At 55.8% G+C, this 22,113-nt stretch carries 20 protein-coding genes and 2 pseudogenes; 8 read left to right on the forward strand and 14 right to left on the reverse strand.

Annotation, left to right across the window (positions count from 1 at the left end):
- Positions 1-35: 35 nt before the first annotated feature.
- The gene (locus tag HB780_RS01005; protein WP_183685922.1) at positions 36-920 is read left to right on the forward strand and encodes an arginase family protein; all 885 of its coding nucleotides are present in this window, start codon (positions 36-38) and stop codon (positions 918-920) included.
- 273 nt (positions 921-1,193) lie between these two features.
- Positions 1,194-1,898 carry an autoinducer-binding transcriptional regulator TraR gene (gene traR / locus HB780_RS01010; protein ID WP_183685923.1) on the forward strand — a complete coding sequence of 235 codons (705 nt, stop codon included), beginning with the start codon at positions 1,194-1,196 and terminating at the stop codon, positions 1,896-1,898.
- A gap of 3 nt (positions 1,899-1,901) precedes the next feature.
- Here the strand turns inward: traR and HB780_RS01015 are convergent, their stop codons facing one another.
- On the reverse strand, positions 1,902-2,210 hold the full coding sequence (locus HB780_RS01015) for a transcriptional repressor TraM (RefSeq protein ID WP_183685925.1): 309 nt from the start codon (positions 2,208-2,210) through the stop codon (positions 1,902-1,904).
- 266 nt (positions 2,211-2,476) lie between these two features.
- Between HB780_RS01015 and HB780_RS01020 the strand changes: the two genes are divergently transcribed.
- Positions 2,477-2,743 (forward strand): helix-turn-helix domain-containing protein, encoded by a 267-nt coding sequence (locus HB780_RS01020; protein WP_183685927.1) that lies wholly within the window; start codon positions 2,477-2,479, stop codon positions 2,741-2,743.
- Positions 2,744-2,821: 78 nt separating this feature from the next.
- On the opposite strand, the pseudogene pepT reads toward HB780_RS01020, so the two are convergent.
- From pepT to HB780_RS01055, 7 genes and pseudogenes are all read right to left on the reverse strand, one after another.
- Positions 2,822-4,080: pseudogene (gene pepT, locus HB780_RS01025) on the reverse strand (peptidase T).
- Positions 4,081-4,238: 158 nt separating this feature from the next.
- Positions 4,239-5,474, reverse strand: coding sequence for a CapA family protein (locus HB780_RS01030; RefSeq protein ID WP_183685929.1), 1,236 nt, complete (start codon positions 5,472-5,474; stop codon positions 4,239-4,241).
- 98 nt (positions 5,475-5,572) lie between these two features.
- Positions 5,573-7,237 (reverse strand): dipeptide ABC transporter ATP-binding protein, encoded by a 1,665-nt coding sequence (locus tag HB780_RS01035; protein ID WP_183685931.1) that lies wholly within the window; start codon positions 7,235-7,237, stop codon positions 5,573-5,575.
- Complete coding sequence (locus HB780_RS01040) at positions 7,234-8,109, reverse strand: ABC transporter permease (RefSeq protein ID WP_183685933.1); 876 nt, start codon at positions 8,107-8,109, stop codon at positions 7,234-7,236. The genes HB780_RS01035 and HB780_RS01040 overlap by 4 nt, the downstream gene beginning before the upstream one ends.
- Positions 8,110-8,120: 11 nt before the next feature.
- The gene (locus tag HB780_RS01045; RefSeq protein WP_183685935.1) at positions 8,121-9,098 is read right to left on the reverse strand and encodes an ABC transporter permease; all 978 of its coding nucleotides are present in this window, start codon (positions 9,096-9,098) and stop codon (positions 8,121-8,123) included.
- A 6-nt stretch (positions 9,099-9,104) separates the two neighbouring features.
- Positions 9,105-10,697 (reverse strand): ABC transporter substrate-binding protein, encoded by a 1,593-nt coding sequence (locus HB780_RS01050; protein WP_183685936.1) that lies wholly within the window; start codon positions 10,695-10,697, stop codon positions 9,105-9,107.
- A 267-nt stretch (positions 10,698-10,964) separates the two neighbouring features.
- Positions 10,965-11,504, reverse strand: coding sequence for a hypothetical protein (locus HB780_RS01055; RefSeq protein WP_183686424.1), 540 nt, complete (start codon positions 11,502-11,504; stop codon positions 10,965-10,967).
- A 134-nt stretch (positions 11,505-11,638) separates the two neighbouring features.
- On the opposite strand from HB780_RS01055, the gene HB780_RS01060 reads away from it, so the two are divergent.
- The 4 genes from HB780_RS01060 (at position 11,639) to HB780_RS01075 (ending at position 15,226) form a co-directional block, all read left to right on the forward strand.
- Entirely contained in the window at positions 11,639-11,869 is a 231-nt protein-coding gene (locus HB780_RS01060) for a helix-turn-helix domain-containing protein (protein WP_183685938.1), read from the forward strand.
- 775 nt (positions 11,870-12,644) lie between these two features.
- On the forward strand, positions 12,645-13,553 hold the full coding sequence (locus HB780_RS01065; protein ID WP_286202814.1) for a type II toxin-antitoxin system HipA family toxin: 909 nt from the start codon (positions 12,645-12,647) through the stop codon (positions 13,551-13,553).
- Positions 13,554-13,575: 22 nt separating this feature from the next.
- Complete coding sequence (locus HB780_RS01070; RefSeq protein ID WP_183685942.1) at positions 13,576-13,899, forward strand: helix-turn-helix transcriptional regulator; 324 nt, start codon at positions 13,576-13,578, stop codon at positions 13,897-13,899.
- A gap of 203 nt (positions 13,900-14,102) precedes the next feature.
- Positions 14,103-15,226 (forward strand): IS3 family transposase gene (locus tag HB780_RS01075; RefSeq protein ID WP_435693844.1). Its coding sequence is split into 2 segments (ribosomal slippage): positions 14,103-14,364 and positions 14,364-15,226, totalling 1,125 coding nucleotides; the frame shifts between segments, so codons are not numbered across the junction.
- Positions 15,227-15,642: 416 nt separating this feature from the next.
- Here the strand turns inward: HB780_RS01075 and HB780_RS01080 are convergent.
- Positions 15,643-16,044: a helix-turn-helix domain-containing protein gene (locus tag HB780_RS01080; RefSeq protein WP_183685946.1), complete on the reverse strand. Its 402-nt coding sequence runs from the start codon at positions 16,042-16,044 to the stop codon at positions 15,643-15,645.
- 482 nt (positions 16,045-16,526) lie between these two features.
- Here HB780_RS01080 and HB780_RS01085 point away from each other — a divergent pair, with 482 nt between their 5' ends.
- Complete coding sequence (locus HB780_RS01085) at positions 16,527-17,363, forward strand: helix-turn-helix domain-containing protein (RefSeq protein ID WP_183685948.1); 837 nt, start codon at positions 16,527-16,529, stop codon at positions 17,361-17,363.
- On the opposite strand, the gene HB780_RS01090 is transcribed toward HB780_RS01085, so the two are convergent.
- The 5 genes and pseudogenes from HB780_RS01090 to HB780_RS01110 form a co-directional block, all read right to left on the reverse strand.
- The gene (locus HB780_RS01090; RefSeq protein ID WP_183685950.1) at positions 17,350-19,050 is read right to left on the reverse strand and encodes a hybrid sensor histidine kinase/response regulator; all 1,701 of its coding nucleotides are present in this window, start codon (positions 19,048-19,050) and stop codon (positions 17,350-17,352) included. The genes HB780_RS01085 and HB780_RS01090 overlap by 14 nt on opposite strands.
- Positions 19,047-19,574, reverse strand: coding sequence for a putative pterin-binding protein (locus tag HB780_RS01095; protein WP_183685951.1), 528 nt, complete (start codon positions 19,572-19,574; stop codon positions 19,047-19,049). The genes HB780_RS01090 and HB780_RS01095 overlap by 4 nt, the downstream gene beginning before the upstream one ends.
- Positions 19,575-19,815: 241 nt before the next feature.
- Positions 19,816-19,995: pseudogene (locus HB780_RS01100) on the reverse strand (IS3 family transposase); the annotation flags it as partial.
- Between the two features lie 203 nt (positions 19,996-20,198).
- A complete protein-coding gene (locus HB780_RS01105; protein ID WP_183685953.1) occupies positions 20,199-20,921 on the reverse strand; it encodes a 2OG-Fe(II) oxygenase in 723 nt (240 codons plus the stop codon).
- A gap of 92 nt (positions 20,922-21,013) precedes the next feature.
- Positions 21,014-21,493, reverse strand: a complete 480-nt coding sequence (locus HB780_RS01110) for a GNAT family N-acetyltransferase (RefSeq protein WP_183685955.1) — start codon at positions 21,491-21,493, stop codon at positions 21,014-21,016.
- Positions 21,494-22,113 lie beyond the last annotated feature (620 nt).

Below are 22,113 nucleotides of genomic sequence, written 5' to 3' on the forward strand. Positions count from 1 at the left end.
TGGCTTGGCCGCCTGCCGGCTCAAGGAAACACCCGATGACGAATGACCCGAAAAAGACGCTACGGCTCCTGATGCCGCAATGGCAAGGTGGACATCTACCGGCCTACCACTTCGGCGCGCAGTTGCTGGCCTGGCTGGCCCCACCTGCAAGTGGGCCCATTGCCGAGGTTCAAGTGGATCTGCCGACGACCGGTGGGCTTCCTCTCGAGATCGGCATCGTTGGTCGCTCGGCCCTCCTGCGCCAACTTCACTCGGCACAGGAGATCCTCAACGAACAGACACCGGATCGAGTAGTGATCCTGGGTGGCGACTGCCTCGTCGATTTGGCACCATTTGCGTATCTGAACGAACGCTATGAGGGCGATCTGGCAGTGCTTTGGGTGGATTCCCATCCCGATATCCTGACGCCGGAGCATTTTTCTCACGCACACGCTATGGTTCTGGGCAATCTGATGGGCGAGGGAGACGCCGATTTTGCCAATACGGTGAAACGTCCGGTCAAGGCAGCGAACATCATGTATGCCGGTCTCGACGAAATGTCGCCTGGTGAACAGGAATTCATCGAAAGGCACGGTTTGCGCAAAGCAACCCCGTCCGAACTCGCTATTTCAAGTGAACCGGTCCTCACATGGCTGAAAGCGACCGGTGCCCGAAATGTCGCAATTCACCTCGACCTTGATGTATTGGATCCGGCACAGTTCAGGTCCTTGCTGTTTGCAAACCCCAAGGCAGCTCCTGATGCTTTCGCCGGCATACCACAGGGCAAAATGCCAATTGCCGACGTGGTTCGATTGCTCCGGGATGTGGCGCAGATCGCGGACGTGGTAGGTCTAGGCATCACGGAACATCTGCCATGGGATGCAATCGCACTCAAGGAAATGCTGGCAGCGCTGCCATTGCTTGGCACGTCTAATGGTTGACCCGCATACGATAGTTTCCCGATTGGAGGTCTGGCTGGCGAACGACGCCAGTGTCGCCGAAGGCTCGGATGTAGGAGAGAAATCTGCGATCGAGGCGGTTAGTCCCATCGCTATGCCTGATTTGGTCTGCCGAGGATCAGAACTCTCTTATAACGAGTAGTCTTCACCTGAAGTTCCATAACATACATTATGCATTTTCAATCTAGAGTTGCTAATATTAACTGGAGATCCTCAGGTCAGGCCTTCCACCTGAACACCAGCATGGAGTGACAAATGCAGAATTGGCTGGATAAGCTAACTGACCTCGCCGCAATAGAGGCCGATCAGGATCACATCGAGGAAGCCCTCTCCGGTCTAACGGAGCAGATCGGTTTTGGCGGCTACGCCTATCTCAACGTCCAGCCCGGGCATGTGCTGGCAATCTCGAACTACCATCCAAATTGGCGATCCCTTTACTTTGAACGAAATTATTCCCGACTAGATCCGGTGGTGAAGCGAGCGAAGTCATTTAAAAGGATCTTCACTTGGGCAGGCGAACAGGAGGGGCCGCGCCTCTCCAAACCCGAGCGCACCTTTTATTCACAGGCTGCAAATTTCGGAATCCGTTCCGGCATTACCATTCCAGTCAAGACCGCAAACGGCGCGATGTCTATGTTCACCTTGGCTTCTGAGAAGCCGACAATCGACCTAGACCGAGAGATTGATGCGGTGGCTGCCGCAACCGCTGTCGCTCAACTTCACGCCCGTATCGCCTACACGCAAGCAAGGCCGACCGCCGAGAGCCCGGCCTACCTCGACCCCAAGGAAGCCGCTTATCTCAAATGGATGGCGGTCGGCAAAACGATGGAAGAGGCGGCGGATCTCGAAGGTGTCAAATACAATAGCGTGCGGGTCAAGCTTGCCGAAACCAAGAAGCGGTTCGACGTCCACACGACAACGCACCTGACCGCTCTGGCGATACGTAGAAAGCTGATTTGATCCTCAGCTCTCGGGGACTTTCGGGATATAGCCAATAATGTCGACCAAGGTGTTCACGACGCTCATCTGAGCATGCATTTCGATGCAAGCCTCAATGTAGGCAAGATGTTGCGCGCCTCCGGCAACGGCTCCAGACTTATAATCATCCGGCAAGGCCTGAAACAACTGGTCAGCTTTTTCCACCAGGCTCCGGTGGGTACGGATTGCGCCCACGGTGAGAGCATCGATGTCGGCTAGAGGCAGCCCGCGCGTGAGCCCAATCACGGCCCGAAGCTCAAGCTTGTCTTTCGGCGGCACGTCTTGAGATTCCATGCTTTCCACCCCCCATTAAGTCTGCGGTACGCCCCGAAAACACTAATCTCTGATCCCAAGCCGAGGTTGAAAACTCTGCCTAAACAGGCTTGCGACCTCTAGTGCTGTAATTCACCGATTTTATCAGCGATCCAAGACATATTTGTAGTTCACAGGGACGAATTACGCCATTTCGGCAGACATGCCGGTACGCGAGAGCCTCCATGCGCGCGATTGTATCGTATACTCTGTAGATGAATGCACTGCAACGCGCATGACTCCGAACTATGAATATTCGAGAGATCTTCGCGCTGAATCTGAGGACCCTGCGAAACGCCAAGAGGCTTTCGCAGGAGGAACTCGCGCTCCGCGCAAACGTCCACCGCACCTATGTCAGTTCTTTGGAGCGGTGTGTCTATAGCCCGACGATCGATATGGTCGACGGCCTCGCCCAAATCCTTGGCGTAGAAGCGTTCGAAATGCTCGTTTCAAAGCGCAATTCGGGTGAAAAGAAGACGGCCAAGTCCGGTTCCGGATCATCCTCCGCCGTGTGATTCTACGTGAGTGAAGCTCGCGCTGCTCCAGACAAATTCCGATCATTCTGCCGCGCAAAAGCATAGATCTTTGCGAGTTCATGGTTCATTCTTTGGCGTCTGGTCCCCCGCTGCCCCTTCCGCTGCAAGCGTGCACAGCATCAGAGCCGTCTCATAGGATTTTTCGAAAGCAGGAACGGGGAGGAATTCGAAGCGCGAATGGAAATTATAGGCGCCGGTGAAGAAATTCGGAGTGGGTAATCCGCGCGCCGACAAGGCCGCCCCGTCGGTTCCTCCACGCATGGGGTTAAGCTTTTTTCGATCCCGAGCCTGTCCAAAGCGTTGAACAGCAGTTCAGCTGAGCGGCTGTCGGCCCGGAGGTAGTCCCCGATGTTGTGATAAGTGTCGGCCACGCGGTATTGCACCGATCCTGAAGGATATTGCGACCCAATCTGTTTAACGACATCGCCGATACGCTGTTTGCGTTGCTCGAATACGGCCTTGTCGAAATCGCGGATCATGACCTTCAGCCGGGCCTCACTGTCGTTGGCAACAAGATCCTTGAACCAGAAATATCCTTCGCGTTTCTCCGTGCATTCCGGTGTTTCGTTGCGGTCGAAGTGGGAAATGAAGTCGAGCGCCATCAGCAGCGGGTTGACCAGCACGCCCTTTGCCGACATCGGATGAGCACTGACGCCGGTAAAGACGATCTCGCCCGATGCGGCGTTGAAATTCTCCACGACGACCTCGCCAAGTTCGCAGCAGTCGATGGTGTAGGCAAAGTCGCACGGGAAGCGGCTCAGATCGAGCGCCTTGGCACCCCGTAGCCCGATTTCCTCATCTGGAACGAAGGCAACAACAATGTCGCCGTGAGGCTGCGACGGCTCAAGCTTGGCAAGGAGTGTCATGATGACCGCGATGGCCGCCTTGTTGTCCGCTCCGAGCACGCTCGTTCCGTCGCCGACAATAATATCCTCACCCTGCCAGCCGCGGATTTCCGGATGTTCCGCGATCCGCAACCAGATATCTTTCTCCGGGTTGAGGCAGAGGTCCCGCCCCTCGAAACGTTTGATCTGAGGCCGGATGACCGGGGAGAGGCCGACATCGACCGTATCGAGATGCGCGATGAAACCGATGCGTGGAGCGCCCGGTCTGTTACCGCGCTTTACGCCCGTCACGATGGCATGTTCATCAAGTACGACATCATCAACGCCAAGGACGCGCATTTCCTCCGCCAGTAGTCTCGCGAGTTCGAGCTGACCCGGAGAAGAGGGCAGATGCGTCGAAGCCGCGTCACTCTGGCTTTCGATAGCAAGATACCGGAAAAACCGGCCGATAAGTTCGTCGCGAATGCCCATCGTTTCTTGTTCAGTCGAATACATTCAATTCCTCACTGGCGATAAATAATGATGCTCTTTGGCGGCGGCGTCCCGTGAGCAGTAGACGGCTCTCCCCTTCCCTACCGGCTCATGAGAACTCCAAATCTCCGCTACCAGGCTACAATCCGGCCAACCACTCAGATGCGAAGAATGCCGATCCCGTCTTCCAGTTCGATTTGCGCGCCGAGTTTTGCTGATTGCTCTTTGAATCGATGCAGGATTCTTTCAGCGATTTCTCCCGTCGCAAGGTGTGGAACCAGCCGGCTCTCGAGCAGGCGATCCTTCAATCCGTCCTCCCCGCCGATCACGATCGGATAGAATCTGATGTCGATCAGATCGTTATCCTGCCCGTAAGAACACATACCGACAACACTCTCCCATACCTCCGGTGCCAGCCACGTCGATTTTTCCGACCTGACATGGAAGATGAAATTGCCGAGACTGTAGAAAATCGGGCGGCGACGATAGATTTCCATGGGTTGAAGCACCGGAGCGCCGTGGCTGACGAACATCGCCGCACCCGCATCGATGCACCGTCTTGCAACGGCGCCGACCCAGTCCGGCACCTGATACCAGTCGGAAGCCCAGTGGTGGTGGTGCAGATAGGCTATGACGAGGCAGCCATCCCCGGCTGCAGAAGAAATCGCCGCTAGGTTCCTGGCAACGTCGTGATCATCGACTTTGACGCTCCTGCCGAAGCTGTTTGATCGTTTGAAGATAGCCCGCGCGATCGCGATCTCGTCCTGCGGATCGACAAGCGGCCGATCGTCCGGCTGGCTGTCATTGGCGAGGTCGATCGGCGTGTAGCCGACATTGTCGCTAATGGAGCAAAGCTGCCCGAAGGCTGCGTCATCGACCTTGATGACCTGCGACAGACGTAATCGGTTCACGCCGGGGCGTTCAGGCCGGCCGATGTCTGCATTCGCAGCATACATGAAATCGGGACCCGGACCGCCATCCATGGCGACGATGGCGACACGCCGTCCGCCGATCGTTCCAGTGCCAGCCTGCGCAGCCTCAAATTGGTTGCGGCCGAGACCCGCATGGAGGAAGCCTCTTTTCTCCACTTCCTCCAAGGTCGACAGTACGCCGGAGGGGCCAAGATCGAAGGCATGATTGTTCGAAAGCGAAAGTGCCCGAAACCCAATCCCCTGGAGCGCATCCAGGACGACAGGATCGCTACAGCCAAAGAATGATCCCTTGAGCGGCCATCCTCCGTGGCTGCCAAGGATCGTTCCCTCGAAATTGGTGAACGAAAGATCCGCCTGGCGAAGCAGGGCCTGAACCTCCCGAAAGGCCGGGGCGCGGATAGCGCGGATGTCGTATTTTATGAGCGATTGGCCCGTGACGGCCAATGTGAACCTGTCAGTCATAAGTCACCTTTTGCGGCAGTAAGAACCATCAATGTCTGGAAAGTTGGAATTCAAGGCCGGGCCGGCTTAGGCGGGCTTGCCGGTGGCCCAATCGGCTCTCAACACGTGAACCGGCCGGGCCGGGCGTCGATGAGGGCGCGCGTGTAGGGATTTTGCGATTGTGAGAAGATGAAATCGGAAGGGCCAAAATCCTCGACCCGGCCGTCTTTGAAGATGTAGACGGAACTGCAGAGCTGCTGCACGACGGCGAGATCATGGGAGATGAAGATCATCGTCATTCCCTGCTCGGCAATGATCTCCTTGAGGAGCCTGACGATTTCGGCCTGTACGGACACATCGAGAGCCGACGTGGGTTCGTCCGCAATGATGATCTGCGGCCTTGCCAGCAGCGCCCGGGCAATACAAATGCGCTGCTTCTGGCCACCCGACAGCTGATGCGGATACCGGAGGAGCATATTCCGGGCGAGACCGAGCCGGTCCATCATTCGTGCCGCCTCCCCCGGCTGATCGCTGGGATGCATGCCTGCACCAAACCGGATGCTTTCGTGCAGGGTCTCTCTGACGGTCATCCTGGGATTGAGCGACACTGCGGGATCCTGGAAGATCATCTGCACGCGACCGAGAAGGCGGTTGCGGCGGCCGCTCTTCGAAACATCGAATTCGTCTCCGCCGATCGTGACCCTTCCCGTGGATCCAGCATCCAGTCCGGCGATAATTCGGCCGAGCGTCGTCTTTCCGCTTCCGCTCTCGCCGACAATGCCGATGATCGCACCACGCGGCAGCTCGATGCTCACATCCCTCAACGCGAACTTGGCCGTGTTCCGGCCAAGGCTCCACGAGAACGCTTGTGGTGCGAAGGTCTTCGAAACACCGGCGGCGGCGAGCAACAAGTCGTCACCCTCCCCTCTCCCGAACGAAATGGTCCGACTGCCATTGGCCTTCGCCGCTGTTGCCGAAGTCCTCAACCGCGGGACTGCGGCAAGCAGGCTGCGCGTATAGTCGTTCCTGGGCGCATCCAGAATGGTCGCAGTGTGATCCTGCTCCACCACCTGGCCCTTTCTCATGACAAGAACCCGGTCGGTAATCTCGGACACCACCCCCATGTCGTGGGTGACCAACATGATGGAGACGCCCGTCTCGTCGACGAGGGTCCGAAGCAATCCAAGTATCTGCTTTTGGACCGTGGCATCCAGCGCTGAGGTCGGCTCGTCAGCGATGATGATGTCGGGAGATCCCGCCAGCGCGATAGCGATGACCACCCGTTGCCTTTGCCCTCCAGAGAATTGGTGAGGATAATTACTGTATCGCTGCTGCGGCTCCGGAATTCCGACGCGATCAAGGAGGTCAAGAGCACGTAGACGCGCGGTACGCCTAGAAAGTGAGCCGTCGAACGCCAGAATTGTCTCTTCGATCTGGGCACCGACGCTCATCAGGGGGTCGAGCGAGGCAGTATGATCCTGAAAAATGGCGGAGATCCGCCGTCCTCGGATGGCGCCCTCCCCCTCTCCCGTGGCGTCGATCGGTTTGCCGTCGAATTCGATCGTACCCGACGTCTGCTCAAACTCAGGACTAAGCAAGCCGAGGATTGCATTGCCCACTGTCGATTTTCCGGCTCCCGATTCACCGATGATGCCGAGGATCTCGCCTCGCCCAAGCTCGAAACTCACGTCGGCCAAGATCATCACTGGTCCGGATGCAGAGCGATGGCGCAGGCCTAGGTTCTTCACCTGGAGTAGAGGTGCTTTTCCACTTTCTTCAGTCATACCGGACGGCTCCTTGGATCGAGACGGCGTCGAACATCTTCACCGACGAGGTTAATGCTTGCGATCAGCCCGAAGAGGGCGAGGCCTGGGAAAAGGCTGATCCAGTATTGGCCGGTCAAAAGGTATTGGAACCCGTTTGCGACCGTGGAGCCGAGCGACGGCTTGTCGATTGGAACGCCGAGGCCAAGAAAGGACAGGGTCGCTTCCAGCGCGATCGCATGGCCGACTTCGATCGGGATCAAGGTCACGGCCGGCGCGATGCTGTTCGGAAGCAGGTGACGAAAGATGATCCTAGATGTCGGCAACCGCATCAGCCGGGCCGCGTCCATGTAGGACTTGTTGGTCTCGCTGAGCGCCACGCTGCGCGCCAACCGGGCATAGCTTGCCCACTGGGCGATGATCAGCGCCAGAATGATCCGGTCTATGCCGGGGCCAAGCGTGACGATCGCGATCAGGGCGACCAGGATCGTCGGCAGGCTGAGCTGAAGATCAACGAGCCGCATGATCACGATATCGACCCACTTGCCGAAATAGGCGGCGCTGACACCGGCCGTCAGTCCGATCAGGGCGGCGATGGATGCACTTGTGACCGACACCACCAGGCTGATCCGCAAGCCGTAGAGGATACAGCTGACGATATCCCTGCCGAGCCCGTCTGTTCCAAGCAGGTAAAGATAGCCACCGCTCCCCAGCGTGCCTGGAGGAGAAGATGCCTCCCATCCGTAGATTTGCAGGGGGTCGTACGGGTTTTGTGGAGCGATCACCGGGGCGGCAAGAGCAAGCAGGATATAGGTTGCAAGCAGCACTTTGGACGCGGTCAGCCTCGGCCATTGAGGACGCCGGTTCAACGCCCGGAGAATGTGAGCTTTCATGGCAGTTCCCTTTATGAGGACAGGCGCACGCGCGGGTCGAGCACGGCATGGAAGAGATCGACAAAGGCATTGAGGGCGACGAAGGCGACCGAGATGAAGGTCAGTGTCGCCATCACCACGGGCCGGTCGAGGAGTTGGATGGAGTCGATCAGGAGCTTGCCGACGCCCGGCCAGGAGAAAATCGATTCCACGACCACTGCGAAGGCGAGCATGCCGCCGAATTGCAGGCCGATGATCGTCACGATCGGCACGCTGATGTTCGGCAGGGTGTGGCGGAGCAAGATCCTTCGTGAAGAAAGCCCTTTCGCACGACAAAATCGCGTAAAATCCAGGCTTTCGACCTCGATCGTGCCCGATCGCGATAGTCGCGCGATGAGCGCGATGTTTGGTATCGCCAGCGCAAGCACCGGAAGAACCATGTGCCACAACCCGTCCCACGTCAGGACGCTCCACTCCCGTCCGAGGAAACTTGCCGTCGCGCCCCTGCCCCCGGATGGAAACCAGCCTGTCAGGATGGCGCCGGTGAGGATCAGCATCATGCTCAGCCAGAATGATGGAACGCTCAGCGCGAACACGCTCGATCTCAGGATCGATCGGTCGAGCAGCGTGCCCTTCCTCCGGCCGGCCAGGAGCCCCACTCCTATTCCGGCCGGAGCCGCGATGAGCATCGCGATACATGCGAGCTCGAGTGTCGCGGGAAGCTTGCTCATGACCAGCTTGAGGGCCGGCAAATGATAGATATATGAGGTTCCGAAGTTTCCCTGGACGACGTTGCCGATGAAGAGGAAGTACTGGCGCCAGATCGGCTGATCCAGTCCCAACGCGATCGTCGCGCGCCGGATATCCTCAGGCGTGGCGGTCTCGATGTTGACGATGTTGAAGACCGGATTGCCGACGCTGTGAATGCCGATGAAACCGATCAACGACATGGCAAGGAGAAGGAGGAAGGCTTGGCTCAGCCTTCCCAATGCAGCTGAAATCAAGGCCATGATCGTTCACTCCGTGGCTGGAAGCGTCTGCATCGCGGTCGTCCAGCCGCGGGGGTGCATCACATAGGAGCCAACCCGCGGGCCGTAACCGACGATATGATGGAAGTGGTAGAGGGGAATGATCGGCTGGTCGGCCATCACGAAGTCTGTCGCGTCGGCGAGCGCCTTGTTCCGCTCCGGGCCCTCCTGGATGCTTTCCGCCTTTGCAAGCATCGCGTCGAAAGCCTCGTTGCGATAGTGCCCGAAGTTCAAGGCTCCGGTTCCACGTTCGGGATCTGGCGACGCCAGGAGAGCGTGGAGAATGATGTCGACTGCCTCGCCGGATGTGCCGCCGTACCAGACGCCATAGTCGCCGCTAGCTCGCTTCGTGTTGAACACCGAGAACGGAAAGACAGAGGGCTGGACGGCGACGCCGATACGGGCCCAGCTTTGCGCGATCGCCTGGAGACTCTCGCCGTCGCCGGGATAACGGCCGGTAGGTCCGGCGAGAACAACATTGAAGCCGTTCGGAAAGCCGGCCTTTGCCAGAAGCGTCTTCGCTTCGTCGTAGTTCGGAACCTCCGGCTTCAGATTAGCCGAAGTGCCCGGCAGACCGCCCGGGAAAACCTGCGCCGCGGCTGTGCCGTAACCGGCAAGGATCTTGTCGACAAGAATTCCGCGATCCGTCGCCATCGCAAGCGCGCGGCGCACCAAAGGGTTCGTGAAGGGATTGGGCATCTGCTCGCCGGATTTGCTTGTCACGCCGGGAAGTGTTTCCCGCCCCACGTCGAATTGCAGGAAATTGACGCGCGCCGCACTGACGCTCTCGATCTTGGCGCCGCGCTGTTTCAGGGAGGCCACGTCGCGGGCAGGAATGGCGTCCGCTATGTCGACATCCCCGGTCGTCAATGCCGCCACGCGAGCCGCAGGGTTCTCGATGATCCGGAACGTCACCGCCGACCAAGCAGGCCTGCGGCCCCAATAGTCGTCATTCCTGGTGAGCTTCAGCATCTCGCCGGAACTCCAGCTCTCGAACTTGTAAGGCCCCGTGCCGATGGGAGGGCTGCCGGCATTGAGCTCCTCCGTAGTCTGGAACCCCTGCCCCGGCCGATGCATAACGAAGATCGACGAAAACGACAGCGGCAGGTTGGGGACATTCCCGTTCGTGTCGACGACGACGGTGAGAGGATCGGCTGCCGAAACGGCCTTGATCTCGCTCACATAGGAGCGAAAGCCGCCGCTTGGTGGTTTCAGGAAATCCCGGATGCGCTCGATCGTGTAGACGACGTCATCCGCGGTGAAAGGCGAGCCGTCATGGAAGCGGACGTTTTCCCGCAGCTTGAATTCCCATTGCGTGTCAGACGTCGCGCGCCAGGAAATGGCAAGGCCGGCCTTCAGGTCCAGACGCTCGTCCTGATAGACGAGCCGTTCGTAGATATGAGACAGCAGCGAGGTGTTTTCGTTGAGATTTGCGTAATGGGGATCGAGCGTCATCAATTTGTACGACGTCGCGATCCGAAGCTCCTGTGCCTGGGCCGGCCCCGAAAGAATGCTCCAGAACGCAAGCGAGATCAGCAAGGCCGACAGAAGAAGCGGACGAAATGAATTTTCTTGTTTCATGACGAAGTTCCCATTTTTGATTTCTTGGCGCAGCCAGCACCGTCGCGGCGGAACGCGTTCCACCACGCATTCATCATTGGCGCGGAGTTCCCAGAGATCCCGCATGCAGCACTTTGTAGAGTATCCTCTGCATATGGAGGCGCTTTGAAGCACGACCCCTCCGACCGTGATCATCCGGAGAACAGTTGCGTAAAATCTCGGGACAGTAAGAATCGAACGCCAGTTCACCCAAGAGCAACTCGGACTGATGGCAGGTGTTGATCGCTGCTACGTCGCTGCGCCGGAAGGCGAGAAGGACATTTCCACATCGATCTTCAGCAGATCGGCAATGACGGAACGGATTTGCGGCCAAGGATACTCATCGCTGATGAGCGAGGGTTGCCACTTGGTGACAACGGCATGGAGCTTCGCAGTTGCGCCGATGATCGATTCCGCCGGCGTATCCCATAAGGTTTCCGCCACCTCGTGCTCTGCGGTTGATGCACGCCGTTCTTCTTCAAGGGCTTCGCTGTATCCGACACCTTCGTCGGCAGCCTTTCCAGCGTCAAATGCTTGCAGCGGTGAGCCGACCATCGAAAAGAGCTTGGTTTCGAGCCCCTGCTGTCTGAGGCATGATTCGATCACATGTTGCCGGGCTGCACACCATTCGCGCCAGATCGTGAACGCGAGATCGTCACTGCAAGCTTCCAGCGGTGCGGTGAGCGAGGCGGCGAGCTCCGGATATGTGGGTAAAGACGCCGCTACGAAGGAATGGAAGTCTCTCCGGGTGACCGGAGGCAAAGTTCTGCTATTGTCGGAATCAGCCATGATCCGAGCTCCCGTAAGCTTGATTGTGGTTAGGCTGTGCTCGGTGCTCGCAACACCGGTACAGCCGTTAGACTGTCCATTGATATACAAGGTAAGTTTCAGATGCGCAACCAAAATCACCATGGTATGGTGATATGAAGGGAATTCAGTGCAAACTGGCGCGTGTTGCGCTGGAATGGGGAGTTCTTGATCTTGCGAAAGCGGCTAATGTCTCAACACAGACAATCACCCGCTTGGAGCGGGGCGAGCAGCTACGACCGAGCACATTGAACAACATCCAAAGTGTGCTTGAAGATGCTGGAATAGAATTTATTTCGGAAAATGGCGGTGGTGTCGGCGTTCGCTTCAAGAGGCCGATGTCGTGAGGCACCGGATGGCGGTGGGTTCCATCAGGCAGAAGCATATGAAAACTGCCCTATTGGAAAGTGAATACCACAGCCTATAGCGACAACTTTACGCTCTTTCCGTCATGGCGGATGAAGCTGGAAACACATGCTAGCTCTGGAAGGCAAATTTGCATTCGCCGACTTGCAAATTAACGTTTCGCCGCTGTTCTACTTAACATTTCGCCCACATGCTAATTTCAGACCGCACAAAGTCCAGCAAAAGGCTCACAAGGTCACCTCGGGAATTGGAAGGTGACCACAGAAACAGATTATTGATCCATTTTATTGGGTTGATTTTTTCACGATTTTGCACTAATTGATCCATTAAAAGGGTCAGTTAATGCGACTAGCGCTTCAAATCCATTTTGATAGTGAGTGGCATCAAGCTGCTACACTCGAGATACGCGACGACGATACTGGCTATCAAGGCGCGTCGATCGTTGACTATGACCTCGACTATTTCATTGCGGCGGCGTCCCAAGAATTCGCGCTAGGCAAAGCGGTCTGCGACTTTCGCGCGCTGTCCGTCCGGTACCCGGTGGACCTCGAAAATCGATATGGCCGTCATTGGCCTCCCTTTCTTCTGGACCTGATGCCGCAGGGACACGCACGGCGGAAGCTCGCCGAACATCTTGGTCTCATCGAAGCGTCCCGGGCATCTGATCTTCCGCTGCTCCTTCGATCGGCGGCGGGCGGAATAGGCAATCTTCGAATCAGGGAAGCGGCGGAAGCGGAAGCGGAGCGTTTGCAAGGCGTGCAGCGCCAAGGCGTTGCCGAGACGGACATTCTGGCGCGCTCGGATCGGTTCATGGAAGTCGCCGATCGTTTCGGAATGCTCGCCTCCGGCTCAAGCGGCCTTCAGGGCGAGTGGCCGAAAGTGTCGATGACTCAAGCGAGCGACGGACTATACTACCCTGACAGCTTCGTCGCCGACGACGAGGCAATGCGTCATGTCATCGTCAAACTGGTTCGTAGCACCGAGCCAGTGGATCGTCTGATTCTCGAAGGCGAAGCGCTCTATTCCCGTATCGCTAGCGAAATCGGCCTGAATGTCAGTGAAGTCTCAACGTACGCAGAAGGCGTGCTGATCATCCCTCGTTTCGACCGGCAAAAGGGGCAAGACGGTGAAGTGGTGCGCCTTGGTCAGGAGAGCCTAGTCTCTGCCATTGGCGTCGCCGATTTCGGCCATATCGGATCGCACGAAATCTATATCGACGTTCTGAAGCGATATTCGTCCGATCCGTTCGCTGACATAGTCGAATACCTGAAGCGCGACATTGCCAACCTGGCGCTCGGCAATCCCGACAATCATGGCCGGAACTCGGCATTGAGCAAGCTTCCCGAGGGAAGGATCCGGCTGTCGCCGCTATTCGATTTCGCACCCATGCGACTGGCCAAGGAAGGAATTATTCGTTCCACGCGCTGGGCTTCCATGCGCGATGCAGGCCGCGATCACCTTCCGGATTGGAAACTGATCTGCGCCGAGCTTATGCCTGACCCGAATGAACAGGCGCGCCTCATGGCAGCGCTCAGTCAATTCGCCTCGCGTCTGAGGCAGGCGCCGCGAATTGCGAGGGACATTGGCGCGCCGCCCGAAATCCTCGAGCGGGCCATGAGCCGCTGCATCGACTTTGCCGACAGCGTTTCAGTAGCCTGCGCGTAGTATCGGACAAGGAGCGGATCAAATGGCTCGCTGGAAAAAGCCCACGAAAGACGAAATTCTCGAGCACCGCCGAAATCTGGCCGAGCGGGCACGCCAAGGTGCACTGCGCCTACCCGGCGCCGTGGTCGAAATTCGCAAGAGCTTCGGGATGACGCAAGACGAGTTTGCCAAGATGCTTGGACTTACCCGCCGCCAAGTCGCCGAAATCGAAGCCGGAACGGCAAATCCAACGTTGGAGACACTGGAGAAGATCGGCCGGCTGTTCGGGTTTACTGTGGGTTTTGTACTGAGGACAAGCCGCGAGGACGTCGCGAGATCGCCGTTCGACCGACAACAACAAGCTTGAGAGATACAAAAATTGGTAGGACAATTTTGATTCCAAAGCCAATGGTAATCCCCTGCCAATTGACGAGCTTCAAAAGTAGAATTTTCTCGGGCTTTATGATCGAGGAGATTTTGATGAAGACTTGAGGTGACATGGTGAAAGTGGTCCAGTTTTTCTGTTAGTTTTTCGGCGGATTTTCCTGTTGAGCGAATGGAGAATTTGTCATGAAGAAGAAGCGTTTTTCGGTCGAGCAGATTGTCGCCGTGTTGAAGCAGGCTGAGCTTGGCTTGCCGGTCGCCGACCTGATCCGTCAGGTTGGAATATCGGAACAGACATTTTATCGTTGGAAGAAGCAATACGGGGGACTTCAGTCCGATCAGGTCCGGGAACTGAAACAAGTGCTTGAGGAGAACACGCGGCTGAAGAAGCTGGTGGCGGAACTGAGCCTGGATAAGGCTGTGTTGCAGGATGTGCTGTCAAAAAAGTTTCCCGGCCAGCGCTCATGAAACAGGTTGTTGCCTATGTGACGGCGTGTCACGGCTACAGCGAGCGTCGGGCCCGTGCCCTGACACGCCAACATCGTTCAACCCAGCGCAAGCCGATGCGACGGGATCCCCGCACGGAGCTTCGCCAGCGGATGCATGAGATTGTCCGCACCCGCATCCGCTATGGCTATCGAAGGGTTCATATCATGCTGAAGCGTGAGGGCTGGTCTGCCGGCCGCAACCTCGTCTATCGGCTCTATCGCGAGGAAGGCCTTGCTTTGAAAGCGAAACGGCCACGCCGTCGCAGGATGGCGAGCCACCGGGAGAACAAGGTTCTGCCAACCGGCCCCAATCAAGCCTGGGCCCTCGACTTCATCCACGACCAACTGATGAACGGGCAGAAGTTCCGGGCATTGACGGTGGTCGATGTCTATACGCGTGAAGCACTGGCTATCGAGGTCGGCCCGCGATTGCGTGGAGAGCATGTCGTTGATGTTCTCAATCGGTTGGTCCGGCGACGCAATGCTCCGAACCGGCTGTTTGCCGACAACGGCAGCGAATTTACCGGTCACATGGTCGATCTCTGGGCGTATCACCACAAAGCCCGCATCGAGTTCTCTCGACCGGGAAGACCCACGGACAATGCCTTCATCGAAAGCTTCAACGGGTCGTTGCGCGACGAATGCCTGAACGTGCATTGGTTCGAAACCCTATCCGAGGCCAGGAGGCAGATCGAAGCCTGGCGTAGGGAATACAATGAGAGCCGTCCTCACGCGGCTCTTGGCTATTTGACGCCGTCGGAATATGCTGGCGGCGCAGTTACTTCGGTGGGCCAAAACAGCCTCACCAGCGTCGGAGGCTAACGCTCCAAGCTGGACCACCAAACCCAAGCGCTTCAAGCCCAGCATGCACTAACATTCGACCCGGATCATTCCGCGGGGGAATGCCAGCGGGATAAGGCGAACGTCATGGCCGGACCCTAACAACTCGCGCGCCCACAATGGGCCGTGCCGCCATGAATTTCGGAAACTGAAGACGCGAGAGTTTCTTACGAAACAATACCCGGCCGTCCTATGCCGCACCGTGAACTCGGAAAACCTGCTTTTCAAGATCGACGCCAACAATGCTAACTTCATCCATGGATGCCTCGCGACATAAAGCATCACCATCATGGCATACTGCGATGCCGGTGGGAGGGGCATCCAACCCTTCAGTGGAAATCAACAGAAATAGCAACAATAACTCCGCGGCAATCGTGGGTCGAAATGGTTCAAGGTGCCTAACGCATTTCGGCTGTCGATGAACAAACAACGGCAATAGCCTGCAGGAGCTCCAGTAACTTGGTTCTGATTGAGAGATCGTCGATCGCCAAGAAGGCTTGAATTATATCTGCCGGGAGAGGTTCAGGATTGAACTCATCAGAGAGGCCGGATGTTTGTGCGAGCATTTGCCTTCCCTGCACAAAGAAGGAGACCGGAACTTGCAGAACTTCCGAGAGCATGACGAGGCGGCTGGCGCTCAATTGGCTAGCGCCCGATTCGTACTTCTGGATTTGCTGAAAGCTTACTCCCAGCTCTTGTCCTAGTTTGCTTTGGCTCCATCCGCGCAATATGCGCGTCCGGCGGATTCGATTTCCAATTGCGGAGGCGAAGGATTTTGGCTGCCTACAGTTGCTATTCAAATTGCACCTCCTCAAGCCACCAGGCCGCAGAAAGGCCTTTGTCCCTGTGGAATGCGTGAAACGCTAATCTTTCCAAGATAGTCGCTGCTTTGTTTTCCTTTATGAGAAGTGAAAACAGCTTCAGGACGACACTCATGTGGACAAAGTCCACAAATTTGATGCGGACTTTGTCGCAAATGCGAAACTCACGTTTCGCAAAGTTGCTAGCATTTCTCTTTTCTGAGGATGCGCTATGCTTCCTACTGTTGCATCTTCGCAGCATTTCCCTTGCAGAATCATCAGTCCATTTTGCATGCATGGGGTCAGCTTTCTTGTTATTTTGCAATCCTCACATATAATCGTCGCGAATTGGAACCAAAGCAGTCCTTTTGCCTCAGGATTCGATCACATTACGCGCGCCAACTCTACGTATACGCGTATTTCACACATTGGCAATATTGGAATTTAAATAGATGAGCGAATTAAGCGATAATAGCAGAATAATGTCCGAAATACGCTCAGATCATCCCGAAGGCGAAGCCGGCCTCGCCGCACAATGCATCGCGGCCCTGCTAACCCGACACGGCATTCCAAAGTACCGTTTTGCGGTCACCGTTTCCGAAATCCTCGGGCTTTCCTATTCTTCCGCAAATCGCCGCTTGACGGCGAATGCCTCGTGGTCGCTCGAAGAATTGAAGCGTGTCGCCGAGCATTTCAACGAAACGCTGGAAGAGCTCATCACGCTCAATAGTGCAGATGCCCTGCTCGATGCTTCCATTGTCATTGACAACCATATCGTGCCCTGCCGGATCCGGTTGGGAGATGTCGTTGGGCAGGTGCCTCCGGGAACACTGGTTGCCGCCGAGATCGATGGCGCGTGGCGTGTGATGCCCACTGACGCCAGATCGATCATCCCGGCGCACGCCGTCACCCGTCTGTTGATCGAACCGACTGTCTCTCGTCGTCGGGTCGCCATTCTCGACGACCACGCCGATACTGCGGAAACCATCGTGCACTATATGGAAATGGCGGGCCTTGATGCGGTCGCGTTTAACGATCCTCAAGCCTTGCAGGACCATGCCGACTTCGATGCCTATGTGCTCGACTGGATTATTGAGCGAGACGCACGCCGCCAAACCGCGCTGGAGTTGGTCGAGAACATTCGCGCCCGCAATGCCCTTTGCCCGATCATCATCCTGACGGGGCAGATCAGGACAGGCAATGCCGACGAAGAGAATATCGCCGCGGCTCTGGCACGGCACAATTTGAAATTCTTCACCAAACCGGCGAGCATGCCGATCCTCCTCGCCGCTTTGAACTCGAGCTTCAAAACTGCATGATCGTCAGCAATTGCTGCCGGCGTATCGGCTTGTTCAAGACCGCGTCGAAGAGAGACAGATCGTGCTTCGAACCGTGATGTGCGGCTGACATTGCAACAAGCTTGGTCTTATGGTGCAAATCCGTCTTGCGGATCTGCGCCGCCAGAGCCGATCCGGTCATGATCGGCATGTCGAGATCAATGAAGATGACCGAATAGGTGTGTGCGGCCAGAAAATTCAGCGCTGTCATACCAGAGGGAGCCATATGGGTCACAAATCCAAGCTCTTCAAACACACTTGAAAGGCTTTTCAAAAGGTCAGGATGGTCGTCAACGACGAGCACCCGCTTCTGAGCATCGGACGTCTCGTATGAACGGTCCGCCGCTGGAACCGCGGGGATTGCAAGATCAAATATGCTACCGCCGCCTGGCGGGCTGCTGATTGTCATGCGCGCACCAAGCTGCCGCAGCAAAGTCTGGACAACCGACAAGCCAATACCTCGCCCGCTGCCGAGGCTGGAAAGCCCCTTCGCATCGACGCTGTTCTCGATGACCCGTGGCGGCAATCCAGGGCCGGTATCCATCACACGCAGCGCCAATTCGCCCGCCATCTCATCAAATGGTGCGAGATCGACCTGAACATAGCCGGTGGGCGTATATTTGACCGCATTTGAAACGAGGTTATGCAACAACTGCGCAATGCGCTCGCTATCCGCAACCACGAAAACGGCCTCATCTGGGCCTGTTTGCCGCAGCTCCAGATGCTTGGCCTTTGCCGCAGCTTGATAATTTTCCACCACCTCCCGAACGAGCTCACCGGCCTCAAACACGCCCGGTTGCAGCTCGATATATCCGGTTTGAGCACGAGCCAGCGTCAGCATGTCGCGAAGCTGGACCGCCAGGCTGTTGGCCGCCCGGCGGATGCGCGCGGTTAACTCGCTCCGGACTTTCACCTCTTGAGGTCGTTCCAGCACGTCCAACGCCGAGACGATGACCTGAAGCGGGGTTCTGAGTTCGTGGCTGACCATCGCGAGGAAGCTGATCTTGTCTGCGACCGCCGCTTCAGCAGCCGCCAAGGCGCGCGTCTTCGCCATGATCGCCCACCAGTAAAATACCGAAATGATAACAAAGGACAGAATTGCGCAAACCAACAGTCCCGCAATCACGAGAATAATGACGTGCCCTGCCTGGATGGTCTCGAAGGACTTTTCCTTCAGGTCGCTATCCTGATCCCAGGCCGCTTTTGATATCCTATCCAAAGCATCGGATATATCTTCCAGTTTGGGCAACAACGTCTGTGCATCCGCCGATGACAGACCGGGCTTAATCGCAGGAAGGACATCTGCCACGAATTTTGCCAGGGAGGCTCCATCCTCGGAAAAGCCGGGAAGCTTCCTATATCCGTCGTTCAGATCGGAGGGCCGTAGTATGATATCGATGCCAGATGTAAAGACATCGATGTCAAATGAGAGCCCATCCGGTTCACCGGCAGATCCATCGGCAATCATCTTCAAATCCAGCCTGACGGCTTCAAGCTCCCTCACCGCCTGCGCGGTCGGCTTGTAGAAATATAACGGGTTCCTGGCGCTGGCGGAATCCCAAAGCACGTATTCCGCTCTTATGGCGCTCCAATTGTACGCCACGACGCCGATGCATATGGCTGCAATTGCTGCGGGAATGCTGAACCACGCCAGATGGAATAATCTCATTCCACGTCTATCCCGCATAGCTGCCAGACGAGGTATGACGACGCAGCTGGCGTGTTCAGTTCTTCCCTGAAACTGTCGCGAGGATACATGACGAAGACCGGTCCGAAATCTCTAATCGTCAGCCGGACCCCGTCCTTGCTGGTCGCAAGGATCGTGCCGTACTTCTCCAGATAGTTGGCATCCACCTCTACGCTGAAGTCATCGAGCGCGGTAAGGCGCAGTGTCCTTCCCGTCGCGCCGACCTCGCTCAATACCTTGCTCAATAGAGGACCGGTGAAGTTGCTTTTGGGAGTCCATGGCGTCGATGTCGTCACCGTCGATGTCGGCAGAGCGAGAAACTCGCGTTCGGACATCTCATAGGCATTGTTGGCGCTGTTCGTTGTTCTACCAATTTTGCCTGATATCGTCAGGAAGACATCCGGCTTGCATCCCTTCGGAATATGGGTCGCCGCGTTCGCGATGTCTCCACTCAACCACATGCCGACCAACAACAATCCGAGCGCAATTACTAACTTTTTGGACATGCCTACCAATCCTGCAACCAATTTGCAGTCTGGCATAGTTCCGATCATTTTCGAAGGGTATTCACGTTCCCGTTGCGGTGGATCGTTCAGGGCAGAGCGCCGACCACGCCACTTCCCCACGCCAAAGGTGACATATGGGCAGCTCATCGCTTGGGAAAGCGATACTCCCGCCTGAAAGCAACTGGTGCGAAATGATTTCTGCAGTCCCGCCGGACCATCTCCGGCCCGACCTCGATCGTCAATCCACTTTGGCCCGGTCCGCCCCTTGCAGGATCGCGTTGCTAGCGAACTCGCTTCCATTGTCGCTGATGATCATCTTGGGTTTGCCGCGCTCCTCAATAATCCGGTCAAGCTCACGGGCAACACGCTGACCGAAAAGCAATGTATCGGCGACGAGTGCCAGGCATTCCCCCGTGTAATCGCCGAAACCGACCGACCTTGGTGATGTAAATCCAGGATCACTATTGTCTCCCTCAGCTTGATCACCAAAATCCCCTTTCCGACCGGCGGCACCTCAAACTTGGGAAGGTGTAAACGGCACTATTGGGGAGTATTGTTTCGGTATCGACAGACACGACGTCGAGCGATCAACGATCATTGGTTGCCATCCGGGACCGGCCCCTGCTAAGGCTGAGCGAACCAACCCGAAAACGCCAAGCGATAATTGCCTGAGGACGAATTGGGTACTACGTGATGGATCGAGTCCGCGGAGGGTCGAAATAAAACCAACCTATTTTGTATTGGTTTGATTTTAGCCGCCGGCACCGTTCTACTAAACACAAGTTCGCCGCCGTACTCCTCATCTGATGGACCTGCAAGATAGTACAACACTGTAATAATATAATGGCCTTTTCCCTCCTTCAAAAAGTCGCTGTGAGGGTCAATGAATGATAGGGGATCAAACGACGTTATAGAAAACCGCGGTTCAACCGCCCCTACATCGATCTGAACGTTGTCGCATATCTCTTTAAGTCCGGCTTTAAGTAAAGCTGTCTCTATCTCTTTAATAAGGTGAACATTTAAGCTGTGTGACGCGGGAATTTTCCCCGGCGATGCGAAGCACGAGTAGTACCAATATCGAAATGGATCAAAAGAGCAGGCATCGAAAATGCGCTTGATATTTTCGTTAGACGCAAGCTTTGAAGTCGGTATTCTACGATTGATATCACCACTTTTAATACACAGATTCCACCCTGTTCCGGGATCACTATTCCGCTTCCAACTCTCAATCGCCGCTCGTGAGAATTCATTGCTTGTCTCGGCGTCTAAAAAGTCATCAATAATTGCCGCGTTACCCTGAGTTAACACATCAGCTGCATCGCGCCGGTCAACCTTAAGCACTTCCATTGTATACCTCGTGAAACGTGTGGTTCGCCTAACTTTTGCTAGGAATTCTAGTTGAGGTAACTTCCAAAAAGTTGAATTTTTCTATCGGTTCTCTAAGTGAATTTACATCTGGAATCTTCAATTCCCTTAAGAAGAAGACTATCTATTTCTATTTGTCCAAACTCATGATTGGCATTGCGCAATCCCGACGCACTAATCAGGCTATAAACAACGCCGTCTAAAAACTCTTCGCTTTTTGGCATCTGGTAGCCAAGTGCTACAATGCTTTCCCGGTTAAATCCCGCTTTCTCAATGACTCTCTGGCTAGCTGTGTTTGTAATAGCGTGACCTGTGCTCACTCGTTTTGCACTCAATATAGAAAAGGCAAAGGCTGTCACAGCCACGAGTGCTTCAGTTGCATATCCCCGATTATAATATTCAGTTGCTGTCCAGTAAGCTACTGAATAACTAGGAAGCTTCGCATTCCTAACACTAAGTATTGTTGCGCATGCAATTTCTGCCACCGACGAACCCTTTATAAATCCTAGGAAATAAAAAAGATCGCTGCTGTAGTGCTTTTCCAAGCTGTTCATCGATCCACTGTGTTGACGCAACCGGAATGTCCTCCTTGGGCAGCCAATGTGAAATATCCTGACTAGAAACCTCAAGTGATGAGCTAACCGCTTGCAAATCTGACTGGAGTGGTGGCCGCAGAACAAGCCTTTCACTCTCAATGAAGTTGTATTTCATTTGCTGCCCCTATCGTGTTCCATTCCGCAGCACGGAACGAACATAACAACCGGCGTCGAATGTATGCACCGTCGTCGCGAACGGTCAACACCCCATCCTCCGACACTCACCAACCATCCTGTCGGGTTGCCATTGATCGAGATTTCCGCCGGGTGCGTTCGCGCGTGCCTCTTCCCGTAGCCGGTGTTGGTTCGTCTGCGGGAAACACCAATGGCCGTTCCTGGGAGCGTGCTAATTTTGCTTGCGTAGCAAGCACTGCCTTCACGACAGCTGATGTCGAATGCTCGAACTGGGTCAATAACGAAGGAAACGCCGCAATTGTATAAACAGCATAACAGTAACGATAATTCTCACCATAGTATGTATTTCTCTAATATCAGTAGAGTAATCACGAGTTGGTGAATTCTCGTCAATAATGACCTGTTGCGCTCAGTTTGCGACAATGCTAGCCGTTTAGCGTGTC

The organism is Rhizobium lusitanum, from assembly GCF_014189535.1.
In the GTDB taxonomy this organism is placed as follows: Bacteria; Pseudomonadota; Alphaproteobacteria; order Rhizobiales; family Rhizobiaceae; genus Rhizobium; species Rhizobium lusitanum_C.